The sequence below is a fragment of the Paraburkholderia dipogonis genome, from assembly GCF_046027395.1.
Classification (GTDB): Bacteria; Pseudomonadota; Gammaproteobacteria; order Burkholderiales; family Burkholderiaceae; genus Paraburkholderia; species Paraburkholderia dipogonis_A.
The window spans coordinates 104,876-130,458 of the sequence record NZ_JAQQEG010000010.1 but is presented as its reverse complement, the minus strand read 5'-3'; the positions used below and the strand labels follow the sequence as shown (position 1 = coordinate 130,458).

Below are 25,583 nucleotides of genomic sequence, written 5' to 3'. Positions count from 1 at the left end.
TGAACCACGACCCTGCCTCAGTCAGTTACGGAAACAGGCGTGTGATCGATTCCGCGACGCACGCGGGCTTCGTGCCCCCTTCGCATTCGACGGTCATCTCGATCTTCAGTTGTGCGCCGCCGTTGGCGAGCGCCTCCCACGCGAGCAAGCGGAAGTGCGCGCGCAGCCGGCTGCCCACGGGCACCGGCGCGACGAAACGCACCTTGTCCAGCCCGTAGTTCAGGCCGCTCTTCGTCTCGCGGATCTCGAAAGCGGTTGCAAAGAACGCCGGCAGCAGGCTCAGCGTCAGGAAGCCATGCGCAATCGGACCGCCAAACGGCCCGGCCTTGGCCCGCTCGACGTCTACGTGGATCCATTGGTGATCGCCGGTGGCGTCCGCGAACAGGTTCACGCGGTGCTGGTCGATCAGCAGCCAATCGCTCGTACCGATCGATTCGCCGACCAGCGGCTGCAGGTCGGTGATTTTTTCGAAAATCTTCATGCTGCGTTGTCTCCCTGAAGCAAGGTTTTCTGCAATTGCGCCGCACAGGCCGCCTCATGCCGGCCGCTGCTGCCCAGCAGAACATCGGCTACCACGGCGCGTTTGTAGTAATGACCGACCTCATATTCTTCGGTCATGCCGATTCCGCCATGCAACTGAATCGCCTGGCCGCACACGAATTTCGCCGCCCGCCCGATCAGCGCCTTGGCCTGCGAGACCGTATGCTGACGCGTTGCCGCATCATCGTTGTCAATCGACGCGAGCAGCGCGTACAGCATCGAACGCGCCACTTCCAGTTCCGCAGCCATATCGGCCATGCGATGCTGCAGTGCCTGGAAGCTGGCGATCGGGACGCCGAATTGCTTGCGCATCTTCAGGTATTCGGCGGTAATCGCGATTGCCTTCTCCATCCCGCCCACCAGCTCCGCGCACAGCGCCGCAGTGCCGTGTGCGAGGCCCTGCTCCAGTGCGGCCAAACCTTGGCCGGGCGCTCCGAGCACGGCGTCACGCGGCACGCGTACGCCTTCGAACGAAACTTCCGCGGCCCAGCTACCGTCATGTAGCGGCAACGCGCGACGCGTCAAGCCCGTGCTGGCGGCGTCCACCAGGAAGAGCGTGATGCCGGGCGCGTCTGGCGCGATCGCTGACACGATGAAACTGTCGGCGTCGAGCCCGCCCGCTACCAGTGTCTTGCGGCCGTGCAGCGTATAGCCGTCCGCGGTGGCCTTCGCATGCAACTGGACAGGCTCGGCAAAACCACATGACTGCGCTTCGCTGTACGCGAGTGCGAGCTTGCGCGAACCCTCTGCAAGCGGCGGCAGCAACTGTTCGAGCTGCGCCGGCGTGGCGGCGGCCACCAGCGTTTGCGCCGCGAGCACCGCGCAGCCCAGATACGGTTCCACCACCAGACCACGGCCAAATTCGTGGGCGATCAATACGGTGTCGATGAGCGTGCCGCCCAGACCGCCGGCCGCTTCGGGCAGCGCTGCGGCGAGCCAGCCGTTGTCGGCAAACGTCTGCCAGTGCGCAGCGCTACGGGTAGCGCCCGCCTTGAGCGACGCGGTTCGCGCTTCAAAGCTGTAGGCCTTGTCGACAAAGCGGCGCACGCTGTCCTGCAGCAGTTGCTGCTCGGAATTCAGGTTGAAGTTCATGATCGATAGCCCAACTCAGAATTGAAACAGCATCTTCGCGATGATGCCGCGCTGAACTTCGCTCGTGCCGCCATAAATCGTCGACGCACGCCGGAAGAACATCTCGTTGGCAATGCCGCGCCCAACTTCCTGCAGCGGCAGCGCCTCGCCCTGCGCGTCATCGTGCGGCTCCGGATACGCGATCGCGCCATAGTCGCCGAGCGCCTCGAGCGCGAACTCGCTGAGCCTTTGCTGCAGCTCGGTGCCACGCACCTTCAGGATCGAGCCCATCGCATGCGCTGCGGGGCTATGATCCTGCTCCATCGCAGCGACGCGCTTGACCATCATCGCAATCGCGTTGACCTCCGCCTCCAGCCGCGCCAGCTTCAGCGCGAACTCAGATTGCTCGATCAATGCCTGGCCGCCGGCGAGCTGCCTTGTCGCGAGCTTTTTGAGCTGCATCAGGTAGCGGCGCAAGATCGGCAGATCGGCCGCGGAGGCGTGCTCGTTGTTGAGCAGGAACTTGGTAATGTTCCAACCGGCGCCCTCTTCGCCGACGCGATTGCCAACCGGCACCCGCACGTTGTCGAAGAAGGTTTCGTTCAGGTGATGGCAATCGTCGATACTGCGAATCGGGCGCACCGTAATACCCGGCGTCTTCATGTCCACCAGCAGGAAACTGATACCGGCCTGCTTCTTCACTTCGGTATCGGTGCGCACCAGCAGGAAGATCCAGTCCGACTCATGCGCATAGCTGGTCCAGATCTTCTGGCCGTTCACCACGTAGTGATCGCCCTCGCGCACCGCCTGCGTGCGAAGTGACGCGAGGTCCGATCCCGAACCCGGCTCCGAAAAACCCTGGCACCACAGCCGCTCGCCGGCGAAGATCAACGGCAGGTGTTCGGCTTTCTGCTCGGGCGACGCGAACTCGTTGAGTACCGGGCCCAGCAGCTTCTGCGCAAAGCCGTCCTGAGTGGGCGCTCCCGCGGCGACGCACTCTTCATCGAACGCCAGCCGCTGCAGCACGCTCCAACCGGTGCCGCCATCCTTCGCTGCCCAATAGGGCGCGCCCCATCCTTTCTGATTCAGGATGCGCTGCCAGCGCACGAGATCGGCACGCATCGACCTGACGCTGCCCACCGGCTTGCCGGCAAGGTCGGCCGGCAAGTTCTCGCGCAGGAACGTACGAACCTCGTCGCGAAATGCGTCCAGTCCCTGATCGGGTTGAAAGTCCATCAGCGTCTCCCGCTCAGTTCCGGTACATCGTCACGACGCAAGCGCCGCCGATGCCGACGTTGTGCTGCAGGGCGATCCGTGCACCTTCGACCTGGCGCTCACCCGCCGTGCCGCGCAGTTGCTGGACGAGTTCGGTGCATTGCGCGAGACCCGTTGCGCCGAGCGGATGTCCTTTCGACAGCAGGCCGCCGGACGGGTTGACGACATAGCGACCGCCGTAAGTGTTGTCACCGTCGTCGATGAACTTCTCTGCGCCACCTTCCGGACACAGGCCAAGCGCTTCGTAGGTGATCAGTTCGTTGTGTGCGAAACAGTCATGCAGCTCGACCACGTCCACGTCTTCCACACCCACGCCCGCCGTCTCGTAGACCTGACTCGCGGCGTCCTTGGACATGCCGTACCCTGCCACGTAGCGCAGGTCGTCGCCGTGCAAAGATTCCTCCTTGTCCGTCGTGATCGCCTGGGCGGCGATCCACACGCGCGAATCGAGACCATGCTTGCGCGCATAGTCTTCGCTGCACAGGACGGCCGCCGCCGCGCCGCAGGTCGGCGGGCAGGCCATCAAGCGCGTCATCACGCCGGGCCACAGCACCTGCTCGTTCATGACGTCCTCGACACTCACCACCTTGCGGAACACCGCAAGCGGGTTGTTCGCCGCGTGGCGGCTCGCCTTGGCGCGAATCTTCGCGAAGCTCTCCATCGGCGTGCCGAAGCGCTTCATGTGCTCCATACCGGCCCCGCCGAAGATGCGCAGCGCGGGCGGAATGTCGGTCGGCACGCCGAGCCGGTCGCATTGCTGGTTGAACAGATCGGAAGGCAGCGGACGGTCGTTGAAGTAGCTGCCGAGCGCGCCCGGATTCATCTGTTCGAACCCCACCACCAGCGCGATGTCGATCGCGCCCGATACGATCGCCTGGCGTGCGAGAAACAGGCCCGTGGAACCGGTCGAGCAGTTGTTGTTGACGTTGAAGATCGGCAACCCCGTCATGCCGACGTGGTACAGCGCGCGCTGGCCGGCCGTCGAATCGCCGTAGACGAATGCGGCATACGCCTGCTGGATCGCCTGGTAGGTCACGCCTGCATCGGCAAGCGCGAATCGCGCAGCCTGCGCACCCATCAGGTCATACGTTTCACTGGCACCGGGTTTCTTGAACGGGACCATCCCTACACCGGCGACTACCACCTTGCGTGTCATACGCTCTCCTCCACCTGTTATTCACGCCGTTCGGGGGAATCGGCACTGGGCCATAATAGGCAGAGCCGCCCCGCACCCGCCCCTTCCTTTCTAGGGGGCGTTCAAACTTGCCCGCCGGTACAGAAACAGCGAGCACAGCACGCGTCAGCGCGACACCCGACGCTTGTCGGTATCTTCCCCACACCCCTCGAAACGAGGGGCTCTACCGCGACCGACCCGCTCTAAGCTGGACGGAACGCTGCGTCCTGCCTGTTCCCGACATGCGCGAAACGGGTCGATCATCCTGGCGGCCGGCAGGCGCCGGCACGCGAAATCGCAACGGGTTACGCCATAGCGAACGCTCCAGCAGCGCCTCGGCTGCGCGCGGCGCCATTGTTCACTGTTGACGGCCTGACGATGCACTCGACCAAACTCCTGATTTCGACGAAGTTCGCACCGCCCCGTATCAGCGCCAGGCATGTGCCGCGCGCCGGCTTGCTGAGCCTGCTTTCGCAGACACAGCAACGCAAGCTGGCGCTCGTCACAGGCAGCGCCGGCTACGGCAAAACCACGCTGCTTGCACAATGGCGTCAAACCTGTCTGCAATCGCATGCGCAAGTGGCGTGGCTGTCCCTGACTTCCGACGACAGCGGTTTCACGGATTTCTGTGCTGTCTTCTTTGCCGCCCTGCAGCAGATCGGCGTCGCGGTCGAGCTCGACCTGTTCGTCGAGGGCAGCAGCCAGAGTGCGATCGACGAGATGATCGCGAGCGTGCTTGCGGGCATCGCCAATCTCGCGAGTGAGTTGTTTCTCGTCCTCGACGACTACCATCACGTCGAGGATCCGTGGATACACAAACTGGTGCAGAAGCTGCTCGACCAGTGTCCCGCGAATTTCCATCTGGTGATCGCGTCGCGTTCAGCCCCGCCACTCAGCCTGGGCCGGCTTCGCGTGATGGACCAGATGGTCGAGATCGACTGCGTGGAGTTGCCGTTCAGTGCCACGGAAACGCGCAGCTTTCTCGACGGGAACCTCGGGCCGGGCAAAGTCAACGCGGACGACGCGGGTCTCATCTATGAGATGACAGGCGGCTGGCCGTCCTGCCTTCAACTGATCGCCATCATGCTGAAAAACCACCCGGGTGCCGGCAGCCGCTTGCGCGACGTGGTGTGGCGTTCAAACGATCTGCAAACCTACCTCAGCGAGGAGGTGCTCGCTGACCTGCCCGCCGAACTCGTCGAGTTCGCCGAGACACTCTCGCTGTTTCGCCGTTTCAACGCACCGCTTGCGGAGTACGTGACCGGCAATCCGCGCGCGGCCGAACTGCTGAGGCGCATGGAGTTCGAGAATCTGCCGATCCAGCCTGTCGATCTCGACGATCGCACGCCCTGGTTTCGCTTCCACCGGTTGTTCAGCGAATTCCTCAATACGCGCGTGGAACGGCGCGGCGTGCACGCCATCGCGGATCTGCATAGCCGCGCGAGCCGCTGGTTTGCCGCCAACGAGTTGCTCGTCGAGGCGGTGCGTCATGCCAACCTGGCGGGAGACGTGGATCTCGCCGCTTCGGTGATCGAAGGCGCGGTGCCGGCAAACTGGACGCTGGGATACCTCGGGCCGATCCTCGGCTTGCTCGAGCGCCTGTCTCCCGAGACGCTGCTCAAGCATCGCAAGCTCTCCTTCCTCGCCTGCCTCGCCGTTGCGATGGCTGCGCGCGCGCCTATTGCGCAGGCGCGGCTGACACAACTGCAAGCAAGCGAAGCCGCCCGGCACCCTGATATTGCGAGCCGCCTGCCGCTGATCCATGCCGTCATCGCACTGCAGCGAGACGACGCGAAGCACGCGATCGATCTGCTGGAGTCGCAGCCCGACGCCGCTGCCGATAACCCGTTCCTGCGGTATCTCGCGCTTTCCGTGTTGGCCACCGCCTATGCGGGTGCAGGACGCTTCGCCGATGCTCGAAGCCTGTTGGACCGTCACCCCATGCTTCCGCGCGACGAAAACAGCGACATGGCGATCGTCGCAGAAAATACGCGCGTCCTGTTGCTCTTGCTGGAGGGGAACGCACTCGAGGCTGAACGACTTGCTTCACCACTGCTGGCACGAGCGCAAAAAGAATTCGGCGATCAGTCCGTGCCCGCCAATGTTTGCTCGGCATTCGTCGCCGACGCGTTTTACGAGCTCAACCGTATCGACGATGCACGCGAGACACTCGCCAACCGCCACGGATTATTGGAATCATCAGGCGTGGAAGTGACCGTACGGGCTTCACTCTGCCGGGCCCGGCTCGACCTGTTGCAGGAGAGTCCTGGTGCGGCACTCGCGTTCCTGCAGCGGCAGGTCGTGCGCTTTCGCACCGTGGGGCTGGATCGCCCGGTCGCGCTCATGCTCGCCGAGCAGCTCAAGATCCTGCTCGCCAAAGGCGACAAAGTGCACGCCGCGACGGTGATGGCAGCCCTCGATGAGCTCGCCGGCGCTCACGCCGACAGTCAGGGCTTCCTGGCCGAAATCCCGGCCGCCGCGGCCCTTGCGCGAGCGCGCATGAATCTCGGCGAGCGGCCGGAGCTTGCCATTCAGGCGCTCGAAGAGGCGCGCCGGTATGCGCTGGCGCTTAAACGGGGCAAGCTGCTCACGTTGGTCGATTTGCTTTCGGCGCGCGCGCTCGATGAGCTGGGGCGGACGGATGACGCGATGGCATCGCGCAGCCGGGCCGTCCAGTTCGGCTGCCAGTTGGGCCTCGTGCGCACTTTTCTGGACGAAGGCTTGCTCGCACGCGAAGAACTCGCGCTGCTGGTGAAAAAACAGGGATCGCAGGACCGATCCTTGCAATTCGCACGCGAACTGCTGGCGGGATTTCCCGACGACGGCACGGCGAAAGGCCTGGCCGTACCGGCGGAACCGCACTCGCGCGCCGGCCGGGGACAGGCCGCGCTGACGCAACGGGAAATCGAAATACTCGAGCTGGTGGCACAGGCCATGTCCAACAAGCGCATCGCGCTGACGTTGAAAATCACGGTCGAGACCGTGAAATGGAACCTGCGCAATGTCTTTTCGAAACTGGAAGTATCGAGCCGCTACGACGCGATGGTATGGGCACGGAATCGGAACCTGATCCAATAGGTGCGTTCAGGTTGCAGACTGGCGGGCCGAGCGTCAGAACGCGGCGCGGTAGATCGCCAGTGCGTCGCCCTCCTCGACGGGACGAGGGTTATTGACAAGCAGGCGCGTCTGCAGCATCGCGTCGCGGGCCATGCGTGGCAGGTCCTCAAGTCGAACGCCGACCTCGCGCAGTGTCCGCGCGATGCCTGCCGCCTCTATCAGACAATCGATGTGGTCGATCAGCGCGTACGCCTTCGATTCGTCGCTGCAGGCTGCGGCTGGCACCACAATGTCGGCAAGCTCCGCGTACAGATGCGAAGCCGCCTCGACATTGAATTTCATCACATGCGGCAACACGAGTGCGTTTGACAGACCGTGCGGCACATGAAAAATGCCACCGATCGGATAGGCGAGCGCATGCACGGCGGCCACCGGCGAATTGGCGAATGCCTGCCCCGCGAACATCGCACCGAGCAGCATGGCCTCACGCGCCGCGCGATCGCTGCCGTTGTCGCAAGCACGCAGCAGATTGCGCGACAGCAACGAAAGCGCCTTCATCGCCAGCATGTCGGAAACAGGATTCTTCAGGTGTACCGACGTATAGGCTTCGATGGCATGAACCATCGCGTCGATGCCCGTCGCGGCGGTTGCGTGCCGTGGCAGCCCCAGCGTGAGCTCAGCGTCGAGGATGGCGAGGTCCGCGTACAACTGGGGCGCCACGACGCCCGTCTTGGTCGTCTCGCCGGTAGTCACGATCGACACCGCCGTCACCTCCGAGCCGGTCCCTGCGGTTGTCGGCATCTGCACGAGAGGCAGGCGTGCGCCGGTCACTTTCCTGACGCCGTAGATCTCGGCCAGCGTTTGACTGCCAGGCACGAGAATCGCAATCAGCTTGGCCACGTCCATCGACGAGCCGCCGCCCAGCCCGAGTATGACCTCCGCGTCGGCGGCGCGCGCGCGGTTCGCCGCCTCGATCACGATGTGCTCCGGCGGATCGGCGATCACATCGTCGACCAGCGTCACATGCCACCCGTGTGCGCACAAGTCGTTCAGTGCCGGATCGAGTAGCCCGCTTCTTTTCAGTGCACTGTCGGTAACGACGCACAGGCGAGTCTGGGAGCGATACGTCTCGCGAAGCAACGCGCCAAGGCGTCGCGCCGCGCCAAACTCGACGACGATGGTGGGAACGGTTTGAAAGCTGAATGATCGCGTCATGTCTTTGAAAAGAACGATGGCTCGGCGAGGCGATGAACACGACGCCAATGCGTTAATCGCGTGAAATCGGCCATCCTGATTCTGCGGCCCATTTCACGACGTGCCGATTACATATTCGGGTAATTCGGACCGCCGCCCCCCTCAGGCGTGACCCAGACGATGTTCTGCGTCGGGTCCTTGATATCGCAGGTCTTGCAATGCACACAGTTCTGCGCGTTGATGACAAGCCGGTCGTCGTCGCTCTCGTCTTTCACAAACTCGTACACGCCTGCTGGACAGAAACGGGCTTCCGGTCCTGCGTAGATTTGCAGATTGACGTTGATGGGAACGCTTGCGTCCTTCAGCGTGAGGTGAGCCGGCTGATTCTCTTCGTGATTGGTGTTCGAAATGAACACCGAAGACAGGCGGTCGAACGTCAGCTTCCCATCCGGCTTCGGATAGACAATCGGCTTGCACTGCGACGCGGGTTTCAGCATCTCGTGATCGGAATGCTGGTGATGCAGCGTCCACGGCACGTTGCCGCCCAGCAGCTTCTGCTCGACACCGACCATCAAGGTGCCGAGGTACAGCCCCTTGCTCATCCACTGCTTGAAGTTGCGCGCACGATACAGTTCAGTGTGCAGCCACGAGGTCTTGAAGCTCTCCGGATAAGCAGTGAGTTCATCGGCCTGACGTCCCGCCTGCACCGCATCGAACGCCGCATCGGCCGCCAGCATGCCGGTCTTGATCGCCGCATGCGAACCCTTGATCCGCGATGCATTCAGGAAGCCCGCATCGTCACCCACCAGCGCGCCACCCGGGAACACCAGCTTCGGCAGCGACATCAGGCCGCCCGCGGTGATCGCCCGCGCGCCGTACGACACGCGCTTGCCGCCTTCGAGGAACTCGCGGATCGCCGGATGCGTCTTGTAGCGCTGGAACTCCTCGAACGGTGACAGGTACGGATTCGTATAGCCCAGACCCACCACAAAGCCGACCATCACCTGGTTGTTGTCCAGGTGATAGAGGAACGAGCCGCCGTAGGTGTCGCTCTCCAGCGGCCAGCCGGCGGTATGGATCACCAGACCCGGCTTATGTTTCGAAGGATCGATTTCCCACAGTTCCTTGATGCCGAGGCCGTGGACCTGTGGATCGACACCGTCGCGCAGCTTGAACCGGTCGTTCAGCTGACGGCCGAGATGGCCGCGTGCGCCTTCGCAGAACAGCGTGTACTTGGCGTGCAGCTCCATGCCGAGCTGGAAATTCTCGGTCTGCTGCCCCTCCTTGCCGATGCCCAGATCGCCCGTGGCGACGCCTTTCACGGAGCCGTCGTCGTTGTACAGCACTTCGGCAGCCGGAAAGCCCGGGAAGATCTCGACGCCCAGCGCCTCGGCCTGCTGTCCCAGCCAGCGCGTGACATTCGCAAGGCTCACAACGTAGTTGCCGTGGTTCTTGAAGTTGCCCGGCAGAGCCCAGGTCGGCACGCTCTTCGAACCGGTTTTCGACAGGAACAGGAAGCGGTCTTCGGTCACGTCCACATTCAGCGGCGCGCCTTTTTCCTTCCAGTCAGGAATCAGTTCGGTAAGGGCGCGGGGGTCCATTACCGCGCCGGAGAGAATATGAGCACCGACCTCTGAGCCCTTTTCCAATACGCAGACGCCAATCTCCGCGCCTTTTTCCTGTGCCAGCTGCTTCAGGCGGATCGCCGCGGACAGGCCGGCCGGCCCGCCGCCGACGATCACCACGTCGTATTGCATCGACTCGCGCTTGGGGGCGAAGTCATCTTCGAGGACTGTCGAGATACACACTGAACCAGGTCTCCATGCTTATAAAAACGGTATAAGTCGCGTCTCACGCGAGCCACGCGACTTTTTTTAATCTGGGAAAACGTCGACCGGCGCCGCGGACCTGTGACAGTCCCGCTTCCTGCGGCATCGATTAGCCCAAGCGCATTGCTGGCATTCACAAGCGGCTGCCGAGCCAAACACTGGCGCTCCGGCCGCTCAGGCGACGTGAAGAGCCTCGTCGCCTGAAAATTGCCTTGCGCAGTCAGGACTCGTGGCCGGCGAAGCGATGGTTCGTACGATATTCATCGTTGGTCGCTTGTATTCCGGGGGGAATACGCACCACGATCCCTCGTCGTGACGAAAGAAGACGAACGCCAGCGTGCCTGACGGTCGATCGGCTTCCACACACACATAGCGCCACTGCTTACGGCGGGAGTGACTGAAACGGGTCACGCGGGCATGCTTCGCCGCGTCAGGTCCCATCCAATTCTCAACCAGTACGCGCAACGACTTTTCTCGAGTACCCATTTGTTTCTCCGACTACGCCAACGTCCTGTATTACACGGCGCGCCAACCCGCTTGTCCAGACAACAGGTCTGCTGGGCCATGCGCTTCACCATGCGCGGGACACTGCGGCTGATGGACGCGCACGCCGATATCGCGCAATGCTGAAGAAGGCAAGCGTGCCGCCGCCACTCCAGGTTTTTGCGCACGCTTTAAAGGTACCGTGATGGGCTTCGAATGGCCCCTCCACGAGTGGGGGGGCGTGTCGGTGTGCAGGACTGTGTAGTCGCTAACCTGTCTATGCCCGCAATTAAAGTTCGCTCGCGAGTTCCGGCACCACCTCGAACAGATCGCCGACGAGACCGTAATCGGCAACGCTGAAAATCGGCGCTTCCGGATCCTTGTTGATCGCGACAATGACCTTCGAGTCTTTCATCCCGGCCAGATGCTGGATCGCGCCCGAGATACCGACTGCAAGGTACAGTTGCGGCGCGACGATCTTGCCGGTCTGCCCAACCTGATAGTCGTTCGGCACGAAGCCCGCATCGACGGCTGCGCGCGATGCGCCCAGCGCCGCGTTCAGCTTGTCTGCCAGCGGTTCCAGAACCGTGGTGTAGTTCTCGCCGTTGCCCAGACCGCGGCCACCCGAGACGATGATCTTCGCCGAGGTCAGTTCTGGACGGTCCAGCTTCGTCACTTCGCGGCTCACGAACTGCGACAGGCCGGTATCCGCTGCGGCTTCGATCTTCTCGACCGTCGCGCTGCCGCCGTCGGCCGCCACCGGGTCGAAGCCGGTCGTGCGGACCGTGATGACCTTGATCGGATCTTGAGATTGAACCGTTGCGATCGCGTTGCCAGCGTAGATCGGGCGTTCGAAAGTGTCAGCCGAAGCCACTGCAGTGATTTCGCTGATTTGCGCAACATCGAGCTTCGCCGCAATACGCGGCGCGATGTTCTTGCCATAGGCAGTCGCCGGCGCGAGGATGTGCGTGTAATCCTTCGCGATGTTCATCACCGTCGCTTCGACGTTTTCTGCGAGGCCTGCTGCGAGCTGCGGCGCGTCGGCCAGCAACACCTTGCTCACGCCAGCAATCTTCGCTGCCGCATCCGCTGCAGCTTGTGCGTTGTGCCCTGCGACCAGCACGTGAATATCACCGCCAATCTTCTGCGCGGCGGCAATCGTATTCAGCGTCGCGGCCTTGATCGACGCGTTGTCGTGCTCTGCAATTATTAGATTCGTCATTTTTTATCTCTCAGGTCCTAACTACAACACCTTGGCTTCGGTCTTCAGCTTCTCGACCAGCGTCTTCACATCCGGCACCTTCACACCGGCGGAGCGCTTCGGCGGCTCGGCGACTTTCAGCGTCTTCAGGCGCGACGCGACGTCGACACCCAGATCTTCCGGCTTGACGATTTCCAGCGGCTTCTTCTTCGCCTTCATGATGTTCGGCAGCGTCACGTAGCGCGGCTCGTTCAGGCGCAAGTCGGTGGTGACCACTGCCGGCAGCGTCAGCGACAGCGTTTCCGCGCCGCCGTCGACTTCGCGCGACACCGTCGCCTTACCGTCAGCCACGACAACCTTCGACGCGAACGTGGCTTGCGGCAGGTTCGCCAGCGCAGCCAGCATCTGGCCGGTCTGGTTCGAATCGTCGTCGATCGCCTGCTTGCCCAGAATGACCAGCCCAGGCTGTTCCTTGTCGACCAGCGCCTTCAGCAGCTTGGCGACGGCGAGCGGCTGCAGCTCTTCGTTCGACTCGACCAGGATCGCGCGGTCCGCGCCGATCGCCAGCGCCGTGCGCAGCGTTTCCTGCGATTGCGTCACACCCGCCGACACGGCGATCACTTCGGTCGCCACGCCCGCTTCTCTCAGACGTACTGCCTCTTCCACGCCGATCTCGTCGAACGGGTTCATCGACATCTTCACATTCGCCAGATCGACGCCCGTGCCATCCGACTTCGCGCCGACCTTCACATTCGCATCAACCACTCTTTTAACTGCAACTAAAATCTTCACAACCTTCTCCTTGCCTGCTGAGATTCTCTATGGGCAGCGGCACGCGCCGACTCTGAGCGCACGCCACCGCTGAGACATGGCTATCGCGTGCCGCAATCGATGTCGAGTGTGGTCGCATTCAAATAGGCGTTCTCGATCACGTGCTGAACCAGGGCTGCGAATTCGCTCGCTTTGCCCATGCGCCGCGGGAACAGCATTTTCTCGATCAATCCGTCCGACACCTTCGGCGGCATACCGGCCGACATGCCCGACTCGAACAAACCCGGCGCAATCGACACGACCCGAATACCGTGCTCCGCGAGGTCGCGCGCCACGGGAGTGGTCATACCGATCACCGCCGCCTTGCTCGCGCTGTAAGCGGCCTGCCCCATCTGCCCCCCGCGAGCCGCACCCGATGCGGTGTTGATGATCACGCCACGCTCGCCGGTCTCTTCCGGTTCGTTGGCCGTCATCGCGAGCGCTGCATGGCGAATCACATTAAAGGTGCCCGTCAGGTTCACGCCGATCACGCGGTTCCAGAGATCCGACGGAAAAAGCTGGCCTTTCGAAATCGTCTTGCAGGGTCCGAGCACGCCGGCGCAATTGACGGCGATATGCACATGACCGTATTCGTGGACGACCGCATCGATGCCAGCCTTCACACTGGCTTCGTCGGCCACGTCGACGGCGATCCCTTTGATGCCCGTGCCGAGCGCGTCGTCAAGCTTCGTCTTGTCCAGATCGAAGCCGACCACCGTGGCACCCGCCGCCGCCAGCGCCTGGCAGGTGGCGAGCCCGAGACCCGAAGCGGCGCCCGTGACGACAGCTACCTTGTTTTGCAGTTTCATCTTTCTTCCTCATTCTCTACGTTTGTACGTTCAGGATGCTGCGCAATCGGACGACTCCTCTGCAACGCAACGGCCCCCACCAGGCACCCCCTCGGATCGTGCGCGTGCCCGTCAGAATCGATGCATGATGCCGAGCGCGAAAAGGGTCTGCGACGTGCCTGTCCCGGTCACCGATACCCCTGGCCAGCTCGCCGTCGCGCTGCCGTGGTTCTTCATATAGCCCGCACGCATGTAGACGCTCGTGCGTTTGGACAGGTTGTGATCAGCGCCCAGCTCGATGCCAACCGTGTTGTCGTGAGCGCCGCGCACGTTGCGCTCAACCGCGGCCACCTCGATCACGTCCGCCGCGGTGGCCTGAATCGTCGCGCCCAGTTCGGCCACGCTGACCGAATGCCCCGCATTGAGCTGCGCCGCCGGCGAACCCGCCGGCGCATTGCCCGGCCGGGCATAGGTATAGATGAACTGGAGATTCACGATGCCCAGCCGGTACGCCAGTGCGCCCGTGAAGTGCTCCGTCGGCAGCAGATTCAGCGCAGCCGGCAGCCCGGGGAACGTTTCAGAGCCCGCATGCTGGCTCTGATACGCGAGGCCCGCGTAAAGCCCATAGCCTTCGTAGGTCACCCCGACATCGAGGACATCGCCCGAAGTGACCGGCACTGGCTGGGTCACCGTGTCAGGAAGCGCGTACATCGCATAAAACTTGAAACCGCCCAAGACCGGCGAGCGGTACAAGATCGAGTTATCCACCCGCCCTGCCGGGTATTGGGTAGACAGGGTCCGCTTGTCCACCGGCAAGATGCCCGCCGAGAACGGCGACAAGATTTCGTTGCCCCGGAACGGCTCGGCGAAATAGGCGATCCAGAAACTCGGCTGATATTGACGCCCGAATGTCAGCGTGCCGTAGTGGTCGCTCGCGAGTCCGACCCATGACTGACGCTCGAAAAGCTTGCTGCTATCGACAAAAAATGCGCCGTTGTTCGCCGTGAAACCGCTTTCCAGATCGAAGATCGCCTTCAGTCCGCCACCCAGATCTTCACTGCCCTTCAGGCCGATCATCGACCCCGTGCTGCCGCCGCTTCGCTCGGAAATCGAAGTCTTTCCGCCGTTATTCAGGTACTGGACGAACGTATCGACCACCCCATACAGCGTCACGTTTGACTGCGCCGCGGCCCCCCCTGCGGCGAGCATCAAAGCGGCCCCGCCAATACTCCGACTGATAAAGCGCATACAACCTTCCTCTTTGTGCCTATCGCGCCGGACAGACGCGCGAAACAAACTCAAGCAAATGCGTAACAGCTGCGGATACCTTCGCGGACGCCGTGTAACGGACGCGTGTAACGGACGCCGTGTGACCATCTGACGTGCTGACATGCCAGTTGGCATGGAAGAAGGATAGGGACCTTTCCGCCTGGATGCCCCCCTCCCATGTAGGGGGGGTGCCGCAGCCCAATATGCCGACCGGGGGGCGTCGCCCCTATGCCAGTGGCGGACGCGCCACCGGCGTCAGGGTGACGCCGTGCCTGCCGCGTGCGGGAAAGGCCGTCGCACGGGCGTCGCCTCGCGCAACGGCCTCGTTGCAAACGGTTACGGGACGGCGCCTCGGTCGCGCGTGGCGCTATTCTCTGGCGAGAACTTGCGATGCCGCGGTCTGCGGTACCTTCCGATGATTCAGCAGGAAGTATGACAACGCGGGAATCAGCACGAGCGCGCCCACCATGTTCCACACGAACATAAAGGTAAGCAGAATGCCCATATCAGCCTGGAACTTGATCGGCGACCATGCCCACGTCACCACCGCGACGGCAAGCGTGACGCCAATCAGCGCAATGACCTTGCCGGTAAAGCTGAGCGCTCCACGGTATGCGTCTTCGAGCGAAGCGCCCTGCCGCAGCAACGTCAGTTGAACGCTGACCAGGTAGAGCGCGTAATCCACGCCAATGCCGACACCCAACGCGGTCACCGGCAGTGTCGCGACCTTCACGCCGATGCCGAGCATCACCATCAACGCCTCGCACAGAATCGACGTAATGACGAGCGGCACGACGGCCACCACCACCGCACGCCAGCTACGGAACGTAATGAAGCACAGCACGATGACCGCGGCATAGACGAGCAGCAGCATCATCCGGTTGGCCTTCTCGACCGCGATGTTCGTCGCCGCCTCGATCCCGGCGCTGCCGGCCGCCAGCAGGAACTGGCGGTCACCGGCGTTATGCTGGGCCGCGAACGCTTCGACCGTCTTCACCACCCGTGCCAGCGTCTGCGCCTTGTGGTCAGCGAGGAAAGCGACGACGGGTGCGACAGCGCGGGCGCCATCCACCAGTTCAGGGTTCGCGACATAGGCGTTGTTGACGGCGTCGGTCGATATGGCGGGATCGCGGCTGATGGTCATCCAGCGCGGATCGCCTTCATAGCCCGCCGCCGTGTAGCGACGGCTCAGACTGCTGATTGAGGTCGTCGTCTGCACACCCGGCAGATCCCGCAACTGCTGCTCGAGGTTGTCCATTTCGATCAGCGTCTTGAAGTCGTTGATCCCGCCGGGCGGCGTCTTCGTGATCACCGCGAACTGGTCGGTCGACAGGCGATAGTGGCCGGTGATGTACGCGTTGTCGCGGTTATACCGCGAGTCCGCGCGCAACTCGGGCGCCCCCGGATCGAGATCGCCGATCTTCAGATGCTGGCCGATGAGCAGCCCTCCTGCCGTGAGCATCCCCGCTACCAGCACAGCCCCGCACGCATAGGGGCGGCGCGTGAACGGCATGAGCAGCCGGATAAGCGCGTTCTGATCGCCGGCACGCAAACTGCGCGTGGCAGCGGCGCGCGTCACGCCGGTGTAGGACAGCAGCACCGGCAGAAACACCAGATTCGTAAAGATCAGCACCGCCACGCCGACGCTGGCGGCAAGTGCGAGGCCGCGGATCACCGGAATGTCGATGAGCATGAGCACGGCGAATCCCACCGCATCCGCCAGCAACGCGGTAAGCCCCGCAAGAAACAGACGGCGGAACGTGTAACGCGCCGCCACATAGCGGTCCGTGCCACGCCCGATATCCTGCATGATGCCGTTCATCTTCTGGGCGCCATGCGATACGCCGATGGCAAAGATCAGGAATGGCACCAGAATCGAATAGGGATCGAGATCGACGCCCAGCAGCCGAACGATGCCAAGCTGCCACAGCACCGCTGTCAACGAACAATAGATGACGAGTGCCGTGCTCCGGACGCAGCGTGTATAGGCGAAGATCACCGCCGCCGCAATCGCCGCCGCGATACCGAAATAAACCGCGATCTGCATCAGCCCATGAATCAGGTCGCCCACCACCTCGGCAAAGCCGATCACGTGAATGCTGATGTCGTCGCCGGCATACTCAGCGCGGATCTTCTCGATTGCGTCGTACACCGCGCGCGCGTCGAGCGGTTTGCCCGTATCCGCATAGTGGTCGAGCAACGGCACAAAGATCGTGCTCGACTGCTGGTCATTGCCGACCAATGAACCGACAATGCCGGCCCGCGCGACGTTCGTGCGCAGTTGACCGAGGCTGCCGGCCGATCCGTCATAGTTGTCCGGCATCACCGGGCCGCCCTGGAAGCCGTTTTCCGTCACCTCGGTCCACCGTACCACCGGCATCCAGAGCGACTTGACGAACGACCGGTCGACGCCCGGAATCACGTAGATCTTGTCATTGACCTGCCGCAGGACCTTGAGATACTTCTGGTCGTAGATGTTGCCTTTACGGTTTTCGACCACGATGCGCAGCGAGTTGCCGAGGCCACGCAGGGAGCCGATGTTCTCGAGATAGTTGCGGATGAACGGGCTCGACTGCGGCATCATCCGTTCGTAGCTCGCACTGACGGTCGACTTCGCCGCCTCAAAGCTGAGGAACGCCGTCAGGATCGCACACAGCACGACGATCCATAGCCGATGATTGAAAATGAGCCGCTCGAGGCGCGAGCCGGATTTCGATTCGAAATCCTCACGGTTCTTCAGAACCGGCATTGAATCGATTCGTTCAGTGTTCAGTGACATACCTGTATTCTTTATCCTGAAGCGGGTGCGATTACCGAAGCGCGGCGAAACTCACGCCATCGAGACCTGACAAAACCAGCGTGCTGCCCGCTAATGCCTGTACCGCAGTGATGAGCGTCGGCCGCGTGGACTTCGAAAGGTGAAGCGCGTTTGCCGATGCGTCAGCGGTTGCAATCTCACCGGCGCTGCTCACGAGCGCAAAAGTGCGAAGCCCTGGCACATAGCTCGCGCCGGTCACGGTGCCATGCAGCGGACTTTGCATCGCACGCCATGTGGCGCCGCGATCGGCACTGCGATAGACCGTGCCGCGCAGCCCGTAGGCGAGCAGCACGTCCTCGTTGCCTGTCACGCCAAAGAAGCTTCCTGCATAGCCTGTATCAACGCGATGAAACTTTCCCGTGTCCGGATCGAGCCAGAAGACGGTGCCTTTTTCGGCGGCGATATACACCTTGCCCGCCACTTCACGGATCGCGTCCAGATGCAGAAACTGTGGATTCTCGATACGCTCCAGAATGGGAGCCCAGGTTTTCCCGCCATCGTCAGTCGCGATAGCCATGCCGAACGGCCCGACGGCGAATCCATGCAACGTATCCCGGAACACCACGCCGAGAAGCGGCAGCGACGGTCCCGCTTTGTAGTTCAGTACCAGTTGATCCAGGTAGGGTTGCAACGTGGCATCGCCGGCAGCAATGCGCGTCTTGTAGTTTTCAATCAGCGCCGTGGCGGCCATGCGGCCGTCGAACTGCTTGATCCAGGTCTTACCGCCGTCGGCGGTGTGGAGCACAACGCCATCGTGGCCGACCGCCCAGCCTTCCAACGCCGTCGGAAAGCTCAGCGCGAGCAGATCGCTTCTGACCGGCGAGCTCACCTGGGTCCACGTCTTGCCGTTGTCGTCCGACATCGCAATCAGGCCACGCATGCCGGCCACAACAAGCCGCGTTCCTGCACGCACGACCGACATCAGGGGTCGCCCAGCGATGCTTCGGTGCATCACCGCAGCCTCATCCAGCGGATCGACAAACGGATCCTTGTGCAAAACCACACCCGCGCTCTGGTGCGCGCTCGTGTCCGACAACGATTGCGCCGCGACTCCGCCAGAGCTCGCCATCATCAGCGCGCCCAGCAGCAGACTCCCGCGGGCGATGCCCACAAACGTTTGCTGAAACATGTTTCACCTTCGATCATCCGATGCCTTTTCCAAGGCATCCGCAATCATGTCGTATCGGGTCCCTGCACTCCCGGCCGGAGGCGGCGTGCAGCCGCCATCCAGCCGGGAAGCAGTCCGTACACTACCCGCCGGACTGCGGTGCGAGCATTAGCGGAGGCCGGTTCCCGCCATGCCTGCTGGCGTAAACAGCATCGGCTTTTCCAGTTTTTCGGCCACACGGACTTGCATGGGACCACTCAGGCTAGCCGTACCGGCGACAAAGTAGTTCCCCTTTTGCAGGTCGTAGAAGCCCAGCGAAGTGGCGAAAACGCCGCCGCCATCGTCGTAGTAGTTGAATGAATAGTCGAGACCGACGCGCCACAGCTTGCCATCCTGGCCGAAGCCGTCTGATTCGCTGAATGCCCAGCTATCCTCGTCGACATAGAAGACCCGCTTCGAATACGCATGTCGCGCATCAGCCTTCAACGTGGCTTCCACGACCCAGACACGATGCCGCTCCCAACGCACCGCATCCGGTTTGGTGTGCTTGGGTCCGAACAGGTCATCCGGCGGAATTTGCGAAAGCTTGTAGTTGTTATACGGAATGAACACTTCCTTCTTGCCGATCAGCTTGAAGTCGAACCGGTCCATCCGGCCACGGAAGACCGCAGCCTCGTCCCAGAACGTGACGCCACCGTAGCTCGCCGCAGGGGTGTCGTATTTGTAGTCGGGCGCCATGCGGGTGCGACGTTGCGCGGGAAAATACGCCCAGGTCGTCTGATCGGCTTCGGAATAGTTAATCGGGTAGTCCACCAGGATCGACGTTCCTGCCGTCGTCGGCGGGGTCTTTTGTTGCACCCACAGCCGGTCATATGACCCGGTGAAGTTCTTGCCCGCCAACGCGCGGTCGTAGTACGGCCGGAATTCAACAATATCCAGAACCGGCAGATCGGTGCGTCCTCCCGAGGTATCGACCAGAAAGGCGCCCACGTTCCTCGCGTCGTATTGCGTGCGCTGATAGTTCAGCAGCGCGTTCCACATCACCTCGTAGCCGTTCTTTGGAATCGGGAATGGAATCCCGCCGAATGCACCCTCCACGCCGTCGCCCTCGATCTTGCCGGTCAGCTTCGCGCTGGTGGCGTTCTTAAGCGTGTTGTCGAGCACCCATTGGGGATAGCGGATCGTGCGATGCGTCGGATAGACATCGACGCGGTAGTCGGGAAACCGCTTGAGCAGCGCCTGCACGCCCGGTGTCAGCTGGTCGGCATATTGCGACATGTTCGCCGCGGTGATGCTGAAGGCGGCCTTTTCACCTTTGAACGGGTCGGGCCATTTGCCGCTATTGGGCACAAAGTCCGCCGGTGCCTGGGTAAGTCCACCGGTGTACTCCGGAATCGTGCCGTCGGCACTCGCCGCCTTCTGGGCGCCAAACGCGGTCAGCGTAGTGCCGAGCTGTTTGGCCTCGTCTGCCGATACCGCAGCGAATGCGCCGGCGCCGTGCAGCGCCACCAGACCGGCAGCAGCCAGATGAATCCAGATCTTCATGAATGTCTCCACTATCTTGTTGGTGCGAATCAGAACGACGATTGAATCGTCAACGACACCCACGGGCGGTCGTTGAGATCGACCAGCCCGGCGGCCCCGCTGTTGTCATAGCTCAAGCCGCTCGGTGTCGTCGAAGTACCATTTACGTGCGCGTGATAGCCGTTGTAGGCCAGCGTGACCGTGGTCTTCTGGCGAATCAGTGCCTGGACGCCAATGGAGTAGATAAAAAAGCCCTGCCCCCCGCCCGCTGGGCCGGGGTTGATCGGATTGTTCCCATAGAGGCCGCCCGTGATCGAGGTCGGCATACTCAGATCCACGCCCGGGAACACCTGAAGCCATTGCGGCTGGAATACGACGCCGGCGCCCACATAGTTTTTGGTCGAACACCCCGCCCACTTGTTGTTGGAGGGGCAGCCGCCATAACCCAGACCGTTATAGATCGACGCATTCTGAGTCACGGACATGAGGTGCGTGTACGACAGTTCGGCAATCAGCGTACCCGTATCCCAAAGGGGCGAACGCGACAAAGGCACGATTGCATTGGCGACCAGGTTCAGCACATCACCCTTCGCGCCTTCCGTCTGGGTCGCTATGTTCGAACTCAGCGCGGTGTTGAGGGCCGTATTGCGCCGGTAGGATGCTTCGAATCCCGTGGCCACGCTGCCGATCGTCGTATCGAGGCTATAGCCGAACAGCTGGACGCCGCGGTTATAGGCCAGGTGGTAGTCGGTCGGCAGGGAGGTATGCAACGCCGGGAAGCTCTTCCAGTCCGACAACACCCAGGGCTGCGTTTCGTCGAAGCGGCGGAAATAGAAACCCATCGCGCCGTTCATGAAACTCGGCGTCCAGCTCGTCTTGAGTCCGAAGTTGTTGTCCAGCTGCGGCGGCGTGTTAGCCGTGCCCTGGGGGATGACATACCCAAACGGGCCGCCCGGCGGCAAACCAAACAGCGGACGCACCGCGCCTGGCAACGTCGTAACAAAGAGGCCCGATGGCCCCTGGGCAACAGCGTCATTTGCCTCGAGGTAGGTGCCGCCCGTGCCAAGACGATTCGCCTGCCACCCAAGCTCGTACTGTCCCGATACGGACACCTGCGGTGTCACCTGTGCTGTCAGGCTGATCTGCGGACGCGGCAGGAGCAGCTCCTTGGTCTGGGTGCCCGGCGAGTTAAGTGCCTTGATCCCGTCAGTCGCGCCCTGCCCATACGAAATGCCCTGGGTGGGAGACAGGAGGGAATTACCCCAGTACTCGGTAAACTGGCCGGCCTTGAAATAAATCGCCTTGCCGCCGATCTCCGAGTTGTAGAAAGCGAACCCATCCAGCAGCTGCGCGCCCTCTACGTAGTATCGGTTCGTATAGGAGCCGTACTGCCCGTTCGGATAGGCCCTGATCGACTGATAGGTGACGCCGGGCGCATACATGCCCGGGTTCGTCACGTCGCCGCTGCCGTAAGCAAAATCCTTCCATGCCGAGCCCGACAGTTTGAAACCGACGTACCCCTGGTAAGCCGCGGTGAACTCGGACACCACCGACAGCCGGTTGGTGACAATGTCGCCGGCGTGCTTGAATTTGTAGTCGCCGTCATCGAAGTTCGGATTATTTCCGATCATGGGATCGATGCCCTCGGCCCGCATACCGATGTTGTAGCTAACGGTGTTATCCCAGTTGACTTCCCAGTCAGAAGATCCAGTGTCGATCCTGAACGCGTGCGCGTAGATCGGCATGACGGCCGACACCAGGCCCGCGAGAATTGTCAGCCTCGGCAGTTTCTGCACCCAGTCCCCTTGCTTTGTCTTGCGAAACATCTTTTTGTCTCCTGTTGTCCTGCCGGCTGAGTTCACACTCACGCGCAAACCCCGATACTCTTATTCAGACAGGGCTGCGCCGGTTGCCACTGCGGGTGAATCAGGCAATCTCGATCCACCGTCCCGACGCCCGCTTGTATCGAACTCAACGCAGATTTTTATGTTGTTAGTCACGTCTCAACCTGTCACTGCGATCCTCAGTCGACCTCCTCTGAAATCTCGAACGATGGATTTGCTTTTCCATACGACAGCCGTATCAAACAGCTAAGTGTCAGATTGCCAGCACTCCCCTATCCCCTCCCCTGTAAAAAGGAGGGGGCGGGTTTACTAGATAGCTTGCGAAGGGCAGCGCAAATGAAAAAACGGCGCCCGCGTGGCGCCGTTTTCTGCGTATGGACGAAGGGGGAGTCAGCCAGTCAAAACTGATCCTCGGCGAGCGCCAGTACACCTTCACCGCCCCGTCCGCTGAGGATTGTCAATTCGAACGCTATCGCCTGGGGCAACACGTGTGTGGCGTAGAAATGCGCCGTGGCAATCTTCGCGCCGTAAAACGACGGATCGTCGGGCATCCTGTCCGCCGCCACCAGCAGTGCACGTGCCATTTGCCAGCCGCACAGCACGATCCCGGTCAGCTTCAGGTACGGCACGCTCCCAATGAACGCCGCATTCGGATCACTCCTGAAGTGCGCGATCATGAATTCGATTGCGTTCGCGAACGCGCCCCGGCCCGCCGCAAGATGGCGATGCAGCGCCGGGAAGGCAGCACTCAACTCGTACGAAACGTGTGCCTGCAGCGCCGCGAGCGTTTGATCGATCTGCGCAAGAATCGTCTTTGCGACCTCGCCGCCGTCGCGCACCGTTTTACGGCCGACGAGGTCGTTGGCCTGGATCGCCGTGGTGCCTTCGTAGATCGGCAGAATGCGTGCATCGCGGTAGTACTGCGCGGCGCCTGTCTCCTCGATGAACCCCACGCCGCCATGCACCTGCACACCGAGGCCCGTCACTTCGAGCGAAAGCTCCGTGCTCCACCCCTTGATGACCGGCACCAGAAATTCATAGAGCGCATGATGTTCGGCGCGCGTTGCCGGGTCCGGATGACGATGCGCCATGTCGCAATGGCCAGCCGCGACGTACGCGAGTGCGCGCGCCCCTTCGGTTAGCGCGCGCATCGTCGCCAGCATGCGGCGCACGTCCGGATGATGGATGATCGCGACCGCGTGCCTCGCGGAACCGTCGGAGGGCCGACCTTGCACCCGCTCCTTCGCGTACGCGGCCGCCTTCTGATACGCGCGGCCCGACACACCGAGGCCCTCCATGCCGACCGAAAATCGCGCCGCTGTCATCATGATGAACATGTATTCAAGGCCACGGTTTTCCTCGCCGATCAGATAGCCGGTCGCACCGCCATTGTCGCCATACTGCAGCACGGCAGTCGGGTTTGCCTTGATGCCGAGTTTGTGTTCGATCGATACGCAATGCACATCGTTGCGCTCGCCGAGCGAGCCGTCCTCGTTGACGAGGAACTTGGGGACGATGAACAGGGAGATGCCCTTTACACCTTCGGGTGCGTCGGGGGTGCGTGCCAGCACGAGGTGGACGATGTTATCCGCCATATCGTGCTCGCCCCACGTGATGAAGATTTTTGTGCCGAATATCTTGTAACAGCCGTCGCCCTGCGGCTCAGCTCGCGCGCGCAGGAGCGCCAGATCGGACCCCGCCTGCGGCTCGGTCAGATTCATTGTGCCGGTCCACGTACCCGACACCAGCTTGGGCAAATACAGTTGTTTCTGTGCCTGCGAACCGGCAATCAACAACGCTTCTATTGCGCCGTCCGTGAGAGACGGACACGCTGAAAACGACAGATTCGCGGCCTTCAGCATCTCGAGGCAAGGCGTCGCGATTAGCTTCGGCAGCCCTTGGCCACCATATTCGACCGGATGCATGACGCCCTGCCAGCCGCCTTCGGAGAACTGACGGAAGGCCTCCTTGAAGCCGGCCGTCGTCGTCACCTTGCCGTCGAGCCAGGTGCTCGGATTCCTGTCGCCTTGTGCGTTCAACGGCGCCACCACTTCGCCGCAGAACTTCGCGATTTCCGCGAGCACGGCCTGCGCGGTCTCCTCGGTCGCGTCTTCGAAGCCCGGCAACGTCGCGACGCGGTCAAGACCCGCCAGTTCTTTCATCACGAACATCATGTCCTTGAGTGGCGCGATGTAGCTCATGGTCTTTCTCCTCTTTGGAATGGGAAACTGGGGCACGTGCTGCGTCCGTCCGCGTGCCAACGCGCACCGCTCCTCTGGCATGCAGGGCGGCAGCACGTCGAAGTGGGTCCAGATTTAAGCATCTTTCAAGCGCTGTGCCTCCCCCTCGTAAAGACGGGGCGCCCACGCGCGGCATGCGCGGTTCGCACGCCGACAGAGACGGGAAAGTGGCTGGCACGTCGGCCGCCCCCCCCGAACGGAGGGTGACATTTCACTCGAATCGCGATACATGTCTTACGGGTGAAGCATCCTGTAGATCTGCACACGAAAGGACACAACAACGATGACGGACAACCACAGCAGCGATACCCGCGGCGTGCTCAGCTATCCCTGCGGTACGCCGCCGGAGCGCGGCGATACGCGCGAGGTCGCACCCGGTGTGCAGTGGATACGCATGCCCCTGCCCTCGGCATTGACCCACATCAACCTGTGGACGATTGCGGACACGGATGGCTACACGTTGGTCGACACGGGCGTCTACAACGAGGACACGACTGCCGCCTGGAACGAGGTGCTGGACGGGCCGCTCGCCGGACAGAGGCCAAGCCGCGTCATCGTCACGCACATGCATCCTGACCATGTCGGGATGGCGGGATGGCTCACGCGCAGGTTCGAATGCCGCCTCTGGATGACGCGCCTCGAATATCTCAATTGCCGCGTGCTGGTGGGGGACACCGGTCGCGCAGCGCCGGACGAGGCGATCGCTTTCTATCGCCGCGCGGGCTGGGATGAAAACGCGATCGGCGCTTACCGGCAGCGCTTCGGCGGCTTCGGCAGGATGACGTCGCCACTGCCAGATAGCTACCGGCGCATCCAGGATGGCGAGGTGATTCGCATCGGCCAACACGAGTGGGAGGTGGTGGTCGGTTCGGGCCATACGCCCGAACATGCGTGCCTGTACTGCCCGTCACTGCGACTCCTGATCTCGGGCGATCAGGTGCTGCCGCGCATTTCTTCCAACGTCTCCGTGCATCCGACCGAGCCCGATGCCGACCCGCTCGCCGATTGGCTCGCATCCATCGAAAAGATCCGGCAGCGGGTGCCGAACGATGTGCTGGTACTGCCCGCGCACAATGAACCCTTTGTCGGACTGCACGAACGGCTCGATCGTCTCGCGTCCAGTCAGCGGCGCGTGCTCGCGCGACTGCACGCGGCATTGCAGTCGCCGAGCCGAGTGATCGACGTATTCGGCACCCTCTTCGCGCGGGCGATCTCGTCGACGGATGCTTCGCTGCTGGGACTCGCTACCGGCGAGAGCATCGCCCACCTGAACTACCTCGTGGCCCGTGATCAAGCCTCGATCGAGACGGACGGGGACGGCGTCGCGTGGTATCGGGCCCGCTAACGGCGGGCCCGAT

At 62.3% G+C, this 25,583-nt stretch carries 17 protein-coding genes; 2 read left to right on the top strand and 15 right to left on the bottom strand.

Annotation, left to right across the window (positions count from 1 at the left end; all coding sequences use genetic code 11):
- Positions 1-25: 25 nt before the first annotated feature.
- Genes PQR32_RS12430 through PQR32_RS12415 form a run of 4 tightly spaced genes read right to left on the bottom strand, consistent with a single transcriptional unit; the run spans position 26 to position 4,042 of the window.
- Positions 26-481 carry a MaoC family dehydratase gene (locus tag PQR32_RS12430; protein ID WP_408226508.1) on the bottom strand — a complete coding sequence of 152 codons (456 nt, stop codon included), beginning with the start codon at positions 479-481 and terminating at the stop codon, positions 26-28.
- Positions 478-1,632, bottom strand: a complete 1,155-nt coding sequence (locus PQR32_RS12425; protein WP_408226505.1) for an acyl-CoA dehydrogenase family protein — start codon at positions 1,630-1,632, stop codon at positions 478-480. Before PQR32_RS12425 ends, PQR32_RS12430 begins: the two co-directional genes overlap by 4 nt.
- Positions 1,633-1,647: 15 nt before the next feature.
- Positions 1,648-2,847 (bottom strand): acyl-CoA dehydrogenase, encoded by a 1,200-nt coding sequence (locus PQR32_RS12420; protein ID WP_408226502.1) that lies wholly within the window; start codon positions 2,845-2,847, stop codon positions 1,648-1,650.
- A gap of 13 nt (positions 2,848-2,860) precedes the next feature.
- Positions 2,861-4,042, bottom strand: a complete 1,182-nt coding sequence (locus PQR32_RS12415; RefSeq protein WP_408226499.1) for a lipid-transfer protein — start codon at positions 4,040-4,042, stop codon at positions 2,861-2,863.
- 396 nt (positions 4,043-4,438) lie between these two features.
- Here PQR32_RS12415 and PQR32_RS12410 point away from each other — a divergent pair, with 396 nt between their 5' ends.
- A complete protein-coding gene (locus PQR32_RS12410; protein WP_408226496.1) occupies positions 4,439-7,138 on the top strand; it encodes a winged helix-turn-helix domain-containing protein in 2,700 nt (899 codons plus the stop codon).
- A gap of 33 nt (positions 7,139-7,171) precedes the next feature.
- Here PQR32_RS12410 and PQR32_RS12405 read toward each other — a convergent pair whose 3' ends face one another.
- The 11 genes from PQR32_RS12405 to PQR32_RS12355 form a co-directional block, all read right to left on the bottom strand.
- Positions 7,172-8,332, bottom strand: coding sequence for an iron-containing alcohol dehydrogenase (locus PQR32_RS12405; RefSeq protein WP_408226493.1), 1,161 nt, complete (start codon positions 8,330-8,332; stop codon positions 7,172-7,174).
- Positions 8,333-8,439: 107 nt separating this feature from the next.
- The gene (locus PQR32_RS12400) at positions 8,440-10,068 is read right to left on the bottom strand and encodes an electron transfer flavoprotein-ubiquinone oxidoreductase (protein WP_408226729.1); all 1,629 of its coding nucleotides are present in this window, start codon (positions 10,066-10,068) and stop codon (positions 8,440-8,442) included.
- 844 nt (positions 10,069-10,912) lie between these two features.
- Positions 10,913-11,845, bottom strand: a complete 933-nt coding sequence (locus PQR32_RS12395) for an electron transfer flavoprotein subunit alpha/FixB family protein (RefSeq protein WP_408226490.1) — start codon at positions 11,843-11,845, stop codon at positions 10,913-10,915.
- A gap of 21 nt (positions 11,846-11,866) precedes the next feature.
- On the bottom strand, positions 11,867-12,616 hold the full coding sequence (locus PQR32_RS12390) for an electron transfer flavoprotein subunit beta/FixA family protein (RefSeq protein WP_408226487.1): 750 nt from the start codon (positions 12,614-12,616) through the stop codon (positions 11,867-11,869).
- Between the two features lie 80 nt (positions 12,617-12,696).
- On the bottom strand, positions 12,697-13,443 hold the full coding sequence (locus PQR32_RS12385; protein WP_408226484.1) for an SDR family NAD(P)-dependent oxidoreductase: 747 nt from the start codon (positions 13,441-13,443) through the stop codon (positions 12,697-12,699).
- Between the two features lie 111 nt (positions 13,444-13,554).
- A complete protein-coding gene (locus PQR32_RS12380) occupies positions 13,555-14,670 on the bottom strand; it encodes a porin (protein WP_408226481.1) in 1,116 nt (371 codons plus the stop codon).
- Positions 14,671-15,058: 388 nt separating this feature from the next.
- On the bottom strand, positions 15,059-17,470 hold the full coding sequence (locus tag PQR32_RS12375) for an efflux RND transporter permease subunit (protein ID WP_408226478.1): 2,412 nt from the start codon (positions 17,468-17,470) through the stop codon (positions 15,059-15,061).
- Positions 17,471-17,501: 31 nt separating this feature from the next.
- Positions 17,502-18,638 (bottom strand): WD40/YVTN/BNR-like repeat-containing protein, encoded by a 1,137-nt coding sequence (locus PQR32_RS12370; RefSeq protein WP_408226475.1) that lies wholly within the window; start codon positions 18,636-18,638, stop codon positions 17,502-17,504.
- Positions 18,639-18,785: 147 nt separating this feature from the next.
- Positions 18,786-20,162 (bottom strand): DUF1329 domain-containing protein, encoded by a 1,377-nt coding sequence (locus tag PQR32_RS12365; protein ID WP_408226472.1) that lies wholly within the window; start codon positions 20,160-20,162, stop codon positions 18,786-18,788.
- A gap of 29 nt (positions 20,163-20,191) precedes the next feature.
- Positions 20,192-21,967, bottom strand: a complete 1,776-nt coding sequence (locus tag PQR32_RS12360; protein ID WP_408226469.1) for a DUF1302 domain-containing protein — start codon at positions 21,965-21,967, stop codon at positions 20,192-20,194.
- Between the two features lie 416 nt (positions 21,968-22,383).
- Positions 22,384-24,186 (bottom strand): acyl-CoA dehydrogenase, encoded by a 1,803-nt coding sequence (locus PQR32_RS12355; protein ID WP_408226466.1) that lies wholly within the window; start codon positions 24,184-24,186, stop codon positions 22,384-22,386.
- Positions 24,187-24,508: 322 nt separating this feature from the next.
- Between PQR32_RS12355 and PQR32_RS12350 the strand changes: the two genes are divergently transcribed.
- Entirely contained in the window at positions 24,509-25,570 is a 1,062-nt protein-coding gene (locus PQR32_RS12350) for an MBL fold metallo-hydrolase (protein WP_408226463.1), read from the top strand.
- Positions 25,571-25,583 lie beyond the last annotated feature (13 nt).